This window comes from uncultured Fenollaria sp., from assembly GCF_934202865.1.
In the GTDB taxonomy this organism is placed as follows: Bacteria; Bacillota; Clostridia; order Tissierellales; family Peptoniphilaceae; genus Fenollaria.
Genome location: NZ_CAKPYL010000010.1, coordinates 21,481 through 33,790 on the forward strand (window position 1 = coordinate 21,481; position 12,310 = coordinate 33,790).

14 protein-coding genes are annotated in these 12,310 nt (G+C 38.5%); all 14 read right to left on the reverse strand.

Features of this window, described 5'->3' with window-relative positions:
• Positions 1-843, reverse strand: coding sequence for a KilA-N domain-containing protein (locus Q0E71_RS02220; RefSeq protein WP_294795555.1), 843 nt, complete (start codon positions 841-843; stop codon positions 1-3).
• Positions 844-859: 16 nt separating this feature from the next.
• Positions 860-1,528: a 4'-phosphopantetheinyl transferase superfamily protein gene (locus Q0E71_RS02225; RefSeq protein WP_294795557.1), complete on the reverse strand. Its 669-nt coding sequence runs from the start codon at positions 1,526-1,528 to the stop codon at positions 860-862.
• Positions 1,497-3,245, reverse strand: coding sequence for a polysaccharide deacetylase family protein (locus Q0E71_RS02230; RefSeq protein WP_294795559.1), 1,749 nt, complete (start codon positions 3,243-3,245; stop codon positions 1,497-1,499). Before Q0E71_RS02230 ends, Q0E71_RS02225 begins: the two co-directional genes overlap by 32 nt.
• An 8-nt stretch (positions 3,246-3,253) precedes the next feature.
• The gene (locus Q0E71_RS02235; protein WP_294795561.1) at positions 3,254-4,633 is read right to left on the reverse strand and encodes an MBOAT family protein; all 1,380 of its coding nucleotides are present in this window, start codon (positions 4,631-4,633) and stop codon (positions 3,254-3,256) included.
• Positions 4,634-4,680: 47 nt separating this feature from the next.
• Complete coding sequence (locus tag Q0E71_RS02240; RefSeq protein WP_070599521.1) at positions 4,681-4,902, reverse strand: acyl carrier protein; 222 nt, start codon at positions 4,900-4,902, stop codon at positions 4,681-4,683.
• On the reverse strand, positions 4,899-5,627 hold the full coding sequence (locus Q0E71_RS02245; RefSeq protein WP_294795564.1) for a GNAT family N-acetyltransferase: 729 nt from the start codon (positions 5,625-5,627) through the stop codon (positions 4,899-4,901). Before Q0E71_RS02245 ends, Q0E71_RS02240 begins: the two co-directional genes overlap by 4 nt.
• Entirely contained in the window at positions 5,608-7,086 is a 1,479-nt protein-coding gene (locus tag Q0E71_RS02250) for an amino acid adenylation domain-containing protein (protein WP_294795566.1), read from the reverse strand. The genes Q0E71_RS02245 and Q0E71_RS02250 overlap by 20 nt, the downstream gene beginning before the upstream one ends.
• 226 nt (positions 7,087-7,312) lie before the next feature.
• On the reverse strand, positions 7,313-7,519 hold the full coding sequence (locus Q0E71_RS02255; RefSeq protein WP_294795567.1) for a helix-turn-helix transcriptional regulator: 207 nt from the start codon (positions 7,517-7,519) through the stop codon (positions 7,313-7,315).
• An 8-nt stretch (positions 7,520-7,527) separates the two neighbouring features.
• A complete protein-coding gene (locus tag Q0E71_RS02260) occupies positions 7,528-7,845 on the reverse strand; it encodes a DUF6442 family protein (protein ID WP_294795569.1) in 318 nt (105 codons plus the stop codon).
• 333 nt (positions 7,846-8,178) lie between these two features.
• Positions 8,179-9,522 carry an aminopeptidase C gene (locus Q0E71_RS02265; RefSeq protein ID WP_294795571.1) on the reverse strand — a complete coding sequence of 448 codons (1,344 nt, stop codon included), beginning with the start codon at positions 9,520-9,522 and terminating at the stop codon, positions 8,179-8,181.
• 10 nt (positions 9,523-9,532) lie between these two features.
• Complete coding sequence (locus Q0E71_RS02270; protein ID WP_294795574.1) at positions 9,533-10,843, reverse strand: aminopeptidase C; 1,311 nt, start codon at positions 10,841-10,843, stop codon at positions 9,533-9,535.
• A gap of 127 nt (positions 10,844-10,970) precedes the next feature.
• Positions 10,971-11,453 (reverse strand): ferritin, encoded by a 483-nt coding sequence (locus tag Q0E71_RS02275; RefSeq protein ID WP_294795576.1) that lies wholly within the window; start codon positions 11,451-11,453, stop codon positions 10,971-10,973.
• A gap of 101 nt (positions 11,454-11,554) precedes the next feature.
• Positions 11,555-11,746, reverse strand: a complete 192-nt coding sequence (locus Q0E71_RS02280) for a FeoB-associated Cys-rich membrane protein (RefSeq protein ID WP_294795578.1) — start codon at positions 11,744-11,746, stop codon at positions 11,555-11,557.
• The coding region (locus tag Q0E71_RS02285; protein ID WP_294795580.1) for a nucleoside recognition domain-containing protein at positions 11,746-12,310 on the reverse strand (565 nt) is incomplete at its 5' end. The genes Q0E71_RS02285 and Q0E71_RS02280, both read right to left, overlap by 1 nt.

Genomic DNA, 12,310 nt, shown 5'->3' on the forward strand with positions numbered 1-12,310 from the left:
TTATTTGCTTTTTAATTGTTTTTGTTCTAAATCATTAAGTCTAGCTAGGGAAATAAGCTGACTTTTAGCCAAATTTCTAAGCTCTATCATCCTTGACTTTTGATCCAAACCCTTCTCTATCAGTATTGCGTTATAACTTTCCATATTAGCTAGCACTAAAAGTTCATTAAGGCTTGCATAGTCCCTAATATTACCTTTTAAATCTGGATTTTCCTCTCTCCACTCTCTTGCTCTTTTGTTAAATAAAGCAACATTTAGCATATCTGCTTCACTTGCGTATTTATATGAAAGCTGTTCACTTGTTAAGTCTTTGAGCAAATATTCTTTTATAGCATCTGTGTGTAATTTATAATTAATTTTAGAAATTTCTCTGTGCAAATTCCATTTCAATGATAATTTTGAATTTTCATCTGCTTTTAATCTTTGATAATCTTTAATAATGTACAGTTCAAATTCGGCTGATATCCAGGAAGCAAACTTAAAAGCAATGTCTTTGTGCGCGAACGTTCCACCATTTCTTCCAAGTCTCACTACTATACCTATTGCATTAGTAGTCTTTTGCCACTTTTGAGGAGATAAAGTAAAAGCATTGCTGCCAGCCTTTTTTAAATACCCCTCGAATTCGAGGGGGTTAAATTTAGGATTATTTAATCGTTCCCAAATTCCTAGGTACTCGATTGTATTAAAATTTCTCATCCAATTTGCAACAACAACATTAGGTTCTTCTGCATTTTTATACTTTGCAATATCAGTCAAACTAATATAATCGTTCATGTAATCTTCTGTGTAAACTTCTATTTCTACACCTTTTACTTCAATTTTTTCTTTTTTAATTTTATTCATAAGAAGCTCCTTTTATTTATCTCATAACCACGGCAATGGTATATGCGCCATCACTAATCACTTCTGCTTTAATTACTTTATCATCGTCAATTACTATGCCATCATCTATTTTTTTCACGCTAATGGCTCTCGCATCTTTATGAAAGCCTTTGCCAATGTACTTTAGATAGGCTTCAAGGGCTGTGAAGCGCATAAGAAATTCTTCCTTGCTCTCATAAGCGCCCTCATCGAAGTTCAAAAATTTTGTTCTTTTAAACTTTTCTAAGTCAATATCGCGGCTATTGTCCTCTATATCTACGCCAATCGCTTCACTTGCAACTGCCAAGAGTGAAATGTCTCTAGTATGTGAGATGCTAAAGTCTTTATCCCAGCCCTCTATATATGGCTTGCCATAGTTATTTAGCTTCCATATAGGATCCGCGCCACTATTGTCTAGCGAAAAAAGTATATTTACTAGGCCTCTTGTCTTTATGAAGCGCAGTTTAGCTTCCGCGCCGCTGATCTCATCTAGCCTTGCCTTGTTTAATAAATCTATATACTTTAAAAAATCACTTTCCTTTTGCAAGGCCATTGGCAATTTGAAAATTACCGGCTCTACTAAATTTACTTCGCTTAAATCTTCTGGCGAAGTGACTTCCATTAGCATGGGCATTTTACTCGAACTCACTGATATCGGTCTTCTCATCTATATTGATTCTCTTAAGCTTTTTAAGCGTCTCAGGCAGTCCGCGCACGATGTAATTTTTGCCAGGCTTAACGCCAAGAGTGACCTTGTAGCCCTCTTCTTCAGCAATCAACTCGCTTAGACCGTCCAAGTCGCCCTCTGGATAAGCAAAGACAAGCGGTTCGCCATCTGCAAAGGTCTTGTAAAGCGCCTTGAACTTGGCTGAGTCCCCCTTAAAGGCTTTGACGTAAGTCTCTTCGCTCTCGCCCGAAAGTCTCTTGGCAGTCTTTCTGAACGTGTATTTCTCATCCGGATAAGCCTGATGCATCCAGTATGTGTGTGAGCCAAACTCAATCACGCCCGCCATCTCCTTGGCTTCGGCCGCGCTGAAGTGCTCGTAAATCTCTTTATCCGTGTCTGGATACTTATTTAGGCCCATGGTCTTGCCAACTGGGAATATTGTCGCCTTTGCGCCATATTTCTTTAATAATGGAAAGGCTTCGGTGTAATTTGATTTATAGCCATCGTCAAAGGTCAAGACGCAGAACTTTTCTGGGAGATCCGCATCGCCATTAACATAGTCATATATATCCTTAAATGAAACTGTCTTGATATTATTCGCTTGTAAATATTTTAAAACGCTCTCGAACTTCTCTTTAGTGATGATGTAAGGATTTGCAGGGTCTTCGTCTATGTGATGCAATTCGAAGATGTAAAACTCTCTCGCATCGGGCTTTGCCTCTGTATATAGCGGCTCTTGGACCTTTTCGACGTAGCGGCCAAAGTCCTTGCGCTCGCCATAAATAGTCTCGAGCATCATCTTGCCAAGGGCGTTTCTGAAGTGAGCCGGGTCGTAGAAGAATCTCGGATCGTTCTCATACTCAGTTCCTGTGAAGTCCAAGAAAGGGCTGATCTCTGCGAGTCCCTTGTAGTAGCTCTCGACCTCTGCCTTATCGTACCTAGCTGTCTCGTCCTTATACATTGGGCACAAAAGCATTGTAAGCTCTACGCCAGCATCGTCGCAGGCCTTTTTCATGCGGCGAATTGCTTCAAGCGCGTCATTTGCGTGAGCCATCTCAAGCTTTGTATAGTCTTTGTTAAAACCCTTCTCGGCCTTGTAATCGTCCTCACTGCCGATGTACTCGATGTCCCTTTGGCTCTTGTCGTAAGAACCGTCAAGACTGAAGACGTCGAAGCTCTCTTGAACAAGCGATCTCTTGCCCATTGCCCTAAATTTTTCAATCGCATTTCTCGGATTGGCGAAAAGATATCTCGCGTAGAACAAAATTTTGCTCTCGCCCGAAACGTCCGGATTCATGTAGTAGTTTAGTGAAGTCCTCTCGCCGTTGTACCTAAGTGCCGATGGTATCGAAAGTGGCAGTATTACTGACTCCACCTCATAATTTTTCAAAATATAATCTAAATTCTTCTCAACAACATAAAGGTCCGCGCCGTATGAAAATAGATTAAAATACTTTTTGCCAGTGTATTTCTCAAGCTCAGCTGTGGGAATAGATGAGGCGCCACTTGCGCCCAAGATGAAGTTCTTGTAATCTTTTCCCTTGATGTACTCGATCTTCGCTGTCCTTGGGTTTTGTGTAAAATCATAAGTATACCACTTAGTAAATCTATCGCCAAAGACGTTAAATGGGTCAGCTAGCACATTCAAAATGGCTATGATAATTGCAAGAATTAAGATGCACGCAAAAAATATTCTGATGAATTTTTTCTCTTTCATATAATCACCTAATAATTTCTATAGATAAAGTCAACTTTTGTAAAACCGCTCGCAAATACGCCGAAGTATGCGACGAAGGCCATAAATATAAGTAGTCCTGTGAATAAATAGATTGGCTTTAGCTTAAGAACTTTTTCTTTCACGTCAATTTCCTTTTCTTCAGCAAGTGACACGATGAAAACAATAATTAGCGAGATAAGTATAACGGCGTAATCAAGCTTACTTAGACCAGTCGCTGCGTATCTGAAGCTCCTATCGACAAGGGTTTTCTTCATCATGTGAAGAGCTGTCCTTAAGCCAGCTGATCTTGTAAAGTACCTGCCTATAAAGACTATGACTAGCGTTGAGCATATTTTTAGCACTTTATAAGTAAGCGATGTATCTTTTAAGCCGATTTTTTCTCTGAAAGCTTTATTTCTTTCTTCAAAGATAAGTCCCAAAGTGATTATCGTGCCGTTATATAGACCAAAGGCCAAAAAGTTTAGACCAGCGCCATGCCATATACCTATGATGAAGTAAACAACGAAGCTCGCTATACTTAGTGTTAGGTACTTACCAAACTTGCGGCCAAGATGCTTTCTTGACTGTTTATTGATAAAGACGAAGGCCTTTGACAGCGATAGACTGTAGAAAACGTAGTCCTTCATCCACGAGCCAAGGCTTGTGTGCCAGCGTCTCCAAAAGTCCGCAAGGCTTGTCGCGAAGAAGGGCCTTTTGAAGTTTCGGTCGAGCTTCACGCCAAAAAAGTAGGCTGCGCCTCTTGCGACGTCGATGCCGCCTGAGAAATCACAGTAAATTTGAATTGAATAAAATATAATTGCAATAAAAACAAAGATGCCCGAATATAAATCCGGCTCAGTAAAGACTTTGTTCACGAAAACCGCTGCCCTATCGGCAATGACAAGCTTCTTAAAGAAGCCGTAAAGTATAAGCATAAGGCCATATGAAATATCTGTGGCACTGCTATCACCATGGTAAAGGCCATCTGAAATATCATCGTAGCGCGATATAGGTCCTTGCATCATTTGCGGGAAGAACGAAACGAAGAGCGAGTACTTGAAAATGTTCTTTTGCGCCTCGTACCTCGCTCTATAAACGTCAATCACGTAGCCAGTCGCCATGAAGATGTAGAATGAAATGCCAAGCGGAATGAAGTTCTCGAAAATATTGACTTTTGTGAACTTAACTAGACTTAGCATGCCAAAATTCAAAATGAGTGCGAGAGTCAAAACGAATTTATTCTTATGCTTTTCTAAATAAATGGCAGAAAAATAAGTGCTTAAAATTACAAAGATTAAGTAGACAAAGGCCTTTACACTGAAGCTTGCATAATAAGCTAAAGAGATGAGTAAAAGCGCCTGCCACTTGTACTTAGTAGCTTTAAACACAATAAAGGAACATAGTAAAAATACTATGAAAGTGAAGCTTGTAAAACTCATTGCAATGATTTAATTAGTTTCTCTATCGCTAAAACGTTTGCGAAATTCTCTGGCAATAGCTCGGAAACTTGTATTTTAACGCCAAAAGCGTCGTTTAATTCTATGACTAAAGTCACTATGTCGAAGGAGTCAAGTATGCCTTCTTCGATGATTTCGGTTGTGTCCTCAACCGCTTCTCCAGTGACGTCTTCGATGATTTCTTTTATTTTTTCTTTCATTGGTCTTCCCTCCAAATATATACGTAGGACTTAAGTCCGTCCTCTTTAAAACCATGTTTATGGTATAGTTTTATCGCTCTCGAGCCTTCATCAGTCCACACATTGACACGCTTTTTAATAGAAACGCATCCAAGATAATGGCTTAAGATCTCGCTGCCAAGGCCCTCGCCTCTCTTAGCTGGGTCTATGTAGAAGTGCTCGATAGCATCCTTAAACGCATCCGTGCTAAACTCGATAAAGCCAGCGCCATCTATCCCTATAAATAGCTTTTTCGCTATGCGCTCCTTGACCTCATCCATCGTTAGCCTCTCGCCTGAGTACTCGTCAAAGCTTTGAAGCGCATCATAAATAAATTCAGCGTCGTCAATGTACTTAACTCGGCTTGATTCATACGGCTCCTTATGATTTAGGCGCAGTCTCACTCTTGTCTTGTATAGTACAAAGCCCATATCTTCAAGCGTCTCGTCCATTTCCTTAGAAACGATTTCGCTCACAAAAGTGCCTTTCGCATCAAATTTTTCATTGATATCATTTATATAATAATAAAGCTTGTAGTAGCCCTCTCTTTTTATCAGGACATAGAAATTCCTTTCGCCTTTTATGTAGTAGAGCCTAGAGATATTGGCTTCATATAGCGAAGTATTCATGTAATCGTTTGTGATGGAGCCTTGATAAGATTTTAAAATCTCAAGCTCCGCAAGTGAATTAAACTTCTCCACGTTCATAAATTTCTAAAAGCCTCTTCTTATCTATCTTAGTGTTTTGCGTTTTAGGAAGAGCGTCCATGTGCACAAACTTCGATGGAAGCATGTATTTTGGCAGCCTTTCAAGGATAAAGTCCTTAAACTCCTTCCTCGAAAATTCCTTTCCTGAGTAAAACAAAATTATAATTTCATTTTCTTTATCAAAAACAGCGCTCGCTTCGTGTATGCCCATGGCGTAGACCTGTCTTTCTATCTCGTCTAGCTCGATTCTGTGGCCAAAAACCTTGACCTGATTGTCCTTTCTCGCCAAAAATTCTATCTCGCCAAACTTATTTTTCCTAACAAAGTCGCCGCTCCTGTAGACAATCTCTCTATATGCCTTGTTTAGCGGGTTTTGCACGAAAGCCTTTTCAGTTTGATCAAGCTTATTGTAGTAGCCGTATGAAACGCCTCTACCCCTGATAACAAGCTCGCCCTCATCAGCTTCACGGTCGCCGTCAAGTATCATGACCTCCATATTCTCACAAGCCTTGCCAATAGGGATGATCTCATCATCTTGAAAGTCCCTGTCAACCTTATAATAGCAGCAATCGCAAGTTGCCTCGGTCGGTCCATATAGGTTAAAGTACTCAGCCTTAGCAGCTTTGCGCCAGATGTTTAGCTTTTGCGCGCTCATTTGCTCGCCAGCAAAAGTAACTAGCCTTAAGTACTTTGGCTTATCTATATCAAAAACATTAGAATTTGCAAGTATATTAAGCGCCGACACCGACCATAGTATAGCAGTTATCCTATTTTCATTTAAATATTCAACTACCTTTACTGGAAATAAAAAATCCTTCGGGTCCATTAGATATAAAGTTGCTCCAGTCTTGGTAAATAGGCAAAGCTCCTTAAGCGACGCATCAAAGAAGAGCGGCGTTTGATTAGCAAGCCTATCGTCATTAGTTATTTTTAAAGTCTTATGAAGCCAATCTTGTAAGTCCACGAGCATCAAATTACTGATAACAACGCCCTTTGGCTCACCAGTTGTGCCAGATGTGAATAAAACATAAACAGGATCCGCGTCTATCATCTTAGCCCTGATCCTTTCAAGAGCCGCCTCGTCACAGCCATAATCATGGTCATAGTCATATTGAAGAGCATAATCTTCGAAAATGTTCTTCGTATGATAAATGCCTAGAGTGCTCTCAAGACGCTTTTTGATAGTCTCTATCCTCTCGCGAGGCATAGCCGCATCGATGGGCACGTAAAAGTTGCCGCTGTAAAGCACAGCAAAGAAAGAGATTATAGTCTCAAGTAGCCTGTCAGTCTCAACCATGATGGGACGCTTCGTTTGTGGATGAATTTTATGTATCTCACTTGCAAGACTCATAGCCCTCGCGCGAAGCTCACTAAAAGTGATGGACTTCTCCTTGTCAACGATGGCTACTTTGTCAGGATATTCACTTGTTATACGGTCGAGTTGATCGATGAATAGCATATTACACCTCATAATAATATTATCACAAAGACCTCTAATTGTCAATAATTAGAACTTTCGCGTTCGTGCAAAGCAATAGTGAGAAAAATGATTTTCACGAGCGCAGCATTCGGAAAAAACTGTTTAATTTCTTTGCGAAGTGAGCCGCCTATCAATTAAATATAAAATCTCCCTTCAGTAAACTATATTGTCTACCGTAGGGAGATTTTTAATTTTACTACTTTTTTTAAAAATAGAAAAGATCTTCAAATTTCTTTTCTAAAGCAATGCAAAGTATCAAAGCTAACTTAGCAGTTGGACAAAATTGACCAGTTTCAATTGAGCTAATAGTATTTCTTGAAACACCAACTTCGTCAGCTAACTGCTGCTGTGAATAGCCTTTTTCTTTTCTAACTTCTTTTAAATAATTTTTTAAAACTAGTTTATCATCCATGATTATCACTACTTCAATGTTATAAGGTTAGCTACAAATAAGGCAATTCCTACAATTGACATAAGCAATCCCATTAACAATTGCTTTTTCTCTTTTAATTTTGCATACATTACAAGATTTTTAGATGCCTCAATACTAAAATAAATACATAGTATTCCATAATTATAAGAATTGTAGAAAAAAGCTTCAATACCGAATAGTATGGCAACAACAGCCAATCCGATTTGGCTAGAAACTTCACCTGCTTTTTTAAAAACGTCAAGCATCATCTCATCGTGATTTTTATTCTCCTCACGACTTCTTGCTAAAATTTCATCTCTGTTCATATATGTCCTCCTTTTTTCTTTTGCCAAGTTTACTTGGTATTTGTATTATAGCACATGCCAAGTAAACTTGTCAATAGTTTTTAATAAATATTTTAATTTTTAAAGGAAAATTTTAACACTTATGGTATTTTAATCAATTTTGTATCGTGTCAATGAACCATCACCACACAGAGTTTGCAGAGCAAGCGGATGGATGGGACGAAGTGGACTGACGAAGCAAGCGCAGTGTACGTACGGGTACTCGAGCATTGCTGAGGAGGGAACGAGTTCCAGGCGCCGCTTGAATGCGAACTCCTAACCTAGCATAAAAAAAGAAGGCATTTGCCTTCTTTTTTATGCTAATGAGCCCATCGGATCCCACGGTTTTAGTACAACCGGTGCCTTCTTATAATCTTCTTGCTCTTTCTTAGTCAAATACTTCTTATTAACTACTGCTTGATAAACAAAGCTATCAAACCATTCATCACTCATAACGAAGTGGCCTTTGTAACCAAATTCATCACCCCATGAGTTTTCGACTTTGAATCTGACTGGCTTAGTGCCATCCATTTCAACGCCTGTAAATGTCATGGCGTGTGTCATTAGTGAGTAGCCATAATCAAGGCCATCTTCCTTAGAAAGTTCTAGGTCCATATCAAATAGTGTCTCGTAATCGATAACGTCTTTGGCAAGTGTTGCTCTCTTGTCGTCTTTATCGCCTGTGAACATGTCTTTACCTACGTCGCAGCCAAACCAAACTGGCATACCGTCTTGCAATTGCTTAACGATGGCTCTCTTTAGGTCTTCGATCTTTAGGTTAAGGTGCTTAACTTCTCTTCCTTCAACGATGTTACCAAGGTACTTGATTGTGAATGTCTTGTTGAATGGCTTATCCTTTGTTGGCGCATTTATGATTGAAACGAAGTCATCAAGATTTAGTCCAACGTATTTCTTAAAGAAGCTTTGTGGAGTTAAATTCTTTTCTTCTATAAGCTTATGGTCTTTGTCATGTGCAATGAAGTCAAAGCTTTCTGGAAGCTCGCCAAGTGTTGCAGTTAGTACGTTAAATACGTCTTGTAAAGCTGCCTCTTTAAGCGCATTCACTTCTGCTTTGCTCTTTCCTTCTTTAACTGCTTCTCTTAAAGTAACTGTGTTCTTTCTAAGTATCTTTGAAAGGTACTTATTTAGCTCTCTTGTATTTGATGAAGCGACTGTTTCTGGATAAACGTATTTTGGCACAAGACCATATTTATTAACAATGTTTACAAACATATCCCATTGGCCGCCGTCACATAGTGGGTCGCCCATAAGGTATTGCATTACTCTATCTTCTATAGGTTCATCTGCCTTTTCGATAACTGTTTCGAAGTAATAATTACTTCTTTCCAATTTATCAAAGAAGAATGGATAGCTTTGTGATAATTCAAAATTTTCTAAATTATATTTTTTAATGATGACATTTCTCATAAAGTTTAGTGAAGCAAACATCCAGCATCTACCTGATGCCTTTTGATTGCATACATCACCATTATCAATATCTATGTTAAACGTATATGGATTTGCCTTGATTTTGTTTACATCTGTCGCTACTTTTCTGATACCGCTTTGAACTGCAGCGTTCATGGCAACGATATTCTTTTTGTCTGACAAAAATTCTTTTTCTAATTCATTTAATTTATCTGTGCTTAATTGTCTCATCTTCTACCTCCTACGATTCCCATGGCATAAGCTTGATTGGCTCTTCATCAAGGGCTGCAAGCTCTTCTTGGTTAAGGTATTTCTTCTTCGGAATGATTTCGAAAGCGTAGTTATCAAACCAAGCCTCGTCCATAACTAGGTAGCCTCTGATGCCGGCCTTTTCGCCCCAAGAGTTTTCGACCTTGAACTTAAGTCCTTCATCAGTCCTGTCATAGCCAACTATGACCATGGCGTGAGTTGTGTTTGACTCGCAAGTTTCCATGCGTTCTACCTTACTTTGCTTTATATCGATATCGAATAAACTGTCTCTATCAAGTAAATTGTATACAAGGTGGCCAGTTCCATCGCCGTCACGCGATACGAAGGAGTCTTTACCAACGTCGCAGCCAAACCATAGAACTTCGTCGTCATCAAGCATAGCTACTACTATGTCCTTCATTCTTTGCATTGAAACGTTTAAATATTTTAATGAACCGCCAATTCTTTGTTGAATGAAGTCTCTTTCATAAACTTTGTTTTCTTCCTTGCCTTTGCCTGGATAATTGCCTAGTTCAACGTATTCGCTTAGGTCGTCTGCCATAAATTCTCTGTAAAAGTCAATGGCTGTGATGTTTCTTCTTTCAATAAGTTCATCGTCTTTGTTCTTCATGATAAGATCGAATCTCTTTGGAGGTACACCTAGGGCAATGGCTGTGATCTTATAAACGTCTTTAAGTGCCTTGTCCTTGATCTCTTCGATTTCTGCATCAGTCTTTGCATTTCTAATGTCTTTAGCAGCGATCTTTAGTCTCTTGTCAAGAACGAAGATTAAGTTATCAGTCTTTTTAACGTCAGCTGTGTCTGGATAAACATATTCAGGGACTATGCCATATTTGCTGATTAGTCTTGAGAATGTTGTCCACCAAGCTCCGTCGTCAGCTGCGTAGAAGATAACGCCTCTATTTAGCCTATCATCAAGGTCTTTGTCTTTAAGCGCGATAACGTCTTCAAGATATTGATTAGCTCTTTCAAGCTTGTCAAAGAAGTATAGGTACTTGTGTGAAAATTCCATGTCGCCTAACTTAAACTTCTTCATCATATTAACCCTGATAACGTTAAGACCAGCAAACATCCAGCATCTACCGGATTGTCTTTGGTTTGTCATCTTACCTATGTTTATAGTTTTTTTGAAAACATCTGGGTTTTTTGTAAGCTTCGCATAGTTAATGGAAGCGTCCATGATGCCAGCAGATGCGATCATATTTTGTGCTGCCTTGTTAAAGTTCTCGTCATAAGACTTTTTGAACTTAGCAAGGACATCTTTTGTAATTGATTTTTGCATATTGTCCTCCTTTATATATAAATATTTCATCTCTCGTAATAATTATAACTCTTAGAAAATATTTTTGCAAGTATATTAAAAGGGAAAGATATAATCTCTCCCCAGTATATAAAGCCGTACTATATATTTACTTAGATCCTAATTCTCTATCTATAGTGATCTTAGCAGCAATATTGTTATCTGCAAGTGTAAAGCTGTCAACTATGTCTAGAGCAAGCTCTTCTTCTTCAATTTGCTCATTGATGAATTGGTGCATAAAAATTTCTGTTGCGTAATCATCATTTTTCTTAGCAACATCGTGAATCTTGTAAATTCTTTCAGTCACTTTCTTTTCATGATCAAGTATAATTTTAGCAACTTCAATAGGTTCTTTAACATCAAATTCTTTCATCTCTATGGACTTAAGAAGAGGAGTGTCATCACGCTTTTGAATAAATTCAATAAATTGATCTGCGTGATTTAATTCTTCTTTGTAATGGTTTGCAAGCCACTTAGCGTAGCCTTTGTAGTTTTCTCTCTCCATAGCAATGGAAAGGTTTAAATAAATATAACCTGAGTATAACTCAAAATTAATTTGTTCATTTAAAGCATCTAGTACTTCTTTGTTCATCTTTAAAACCACCTTTAATTATATTTATATTGTACGGCTAAATACCAAAGCATTTTATATGAAGAAAGCCGGCATTACCGGCTCTTCATATATAAATTTAATTAAGCTTTTTCGTTTTTCTTCTTAAGCCACTCTTCGTAGCCTTTTTGAAGCTCTGCGTTGTTCTTCTCGCAGTCACACTTGTGAGCGCAGCCAGCGCATTTACCTTCTTTAAATGATCTTCTAACACTCTTAAATGAAAAATAAACTAGCACAGCTACTATTAAAACTATAATTATATCTATAAGGCTCATTAAGCCACCTTCTTATACTTTTGTCTTTGCTCGATTCTTGCAATGATTGCGCCAACAACGGCTACAACAACTAAGCCTGCTAATACATATAGAATTAGATTGCCTTGTACGTCAACTGCTTCTGACGCTTCTTCAGCTGCTTCGTAGTCAAGCGGAACTTTTTTTACAAGCTCTGTTCCTTTGAATATCAAATTGCCAAGTACATTTACAATAAAGGCAAGTACATAAGCAAGACCTGTTTGGAATATGATAGTAAACCAAGTATCCTTCTTGTTACCAAGCTCTCTTCTCATAGCTCCGATAGCTGCAAAACAAGGTGCTGCAAACATTGTAAATATGATAAAGGCAAAAGCTGTTACTTGTGAGAAGTATATAGGTACTTTAGCACCAACTGATGCAAATGTAGCAACAACTACCTCTTTAGCAACTAAACCAGTGATAGTCGCTACTGCAGGCGCCCATGAATCACCAAAGCCAAGTGGAATGAAGATGTATCTTAAATAAGATCCAATTGTTGCAAGCATAGAATTTTCTATGTCGCCATCAAGCCACTCAAGTCTAAAG

Coding starts and splice junctions, on each gene's coding strand:
- Q0E71_RS02240 (WP_070599521.1), bottom strand. CDS start 4,902: ATGAAAGAAAAAATAAAAGAAATCATCGAAGACGTCACTGGAGAAGCG.
- Q0E71_RS02260 (WP_294795569.1), bottom strand. CDS start 7,845: ATGAACAGAGATGAAATTTTAGCAAGAAGTCGTGAGGAGAATAAAAAT.
- Q0E71_RS02255 (WP_294795567.1), bottom strand. CDS start 7,519: ATGGATGATAAACTAGTTTTAAAAAATTATTTAAAAGAAGTTAGAAAA.
- Q0E71_RS02225 (WP_294795557.1), bottom strand. CDS start 1,528: ATGAGAAGACCGATATCAGTGAGTTCGAGTAAAATGCCCATGCTAATG.
- Q0E71_RS02250 (WP_294795566.1), bottom strand. CDS start 7,086: ATGCTATTCATCGATCAACTCGACCGTATAACAAGTGAATATCCTGAC.
- Q0E71_RS02280 (WP_294795578.1), bottom strand. CDS start 11,746: ATGAGCCTTATAGATATAATTATAGTTTTAATAGTAGCTGTGCTAGTT.
- Q0E71_RS02220 (WP_294795555.1), bottom strand. CDS start 843: ATGAATAAAATTAAAAAAGAAAAAATTGAAGTAAAAGGTGTAGAAATA.
- Q0E71_RS02245 (WP_294795564.1), bottom strand. CDS start 5,627: ATGAACGTGGAGAAGTTTAATTCACTTGCGGAGCTTGAGATTTTAAAA.
- Q0E71_RS02230 (WP_294795559.1), bottom strand. CDS start 3,245: ATGAAAGAGAAAAAATTCATCAGAATATTTTTTGCGTGCATCTTAATT.
- Q0E71_RS02275 (WP_294795576.1), bottom strand. CDS start 11,453: ATGAACAAAGAAGTACTAGATGCTTTAAATGAACAAATTAATTTTGAG.
- Q0E71_RS02265 (WP_294795571.1), bottom strand. CDS start 9,522: ATGAGACAATTAAGCACAGATAAATTAAATGAATTAGAAAAAGAATTT.
- Q0E71_RS02270 (WP_294795574.1), bottom strand. CDS start 10,843: ATGCAAAAATCAATTACAAAAGATGTCCTTGCTAAGTTCAAAAAGTCT.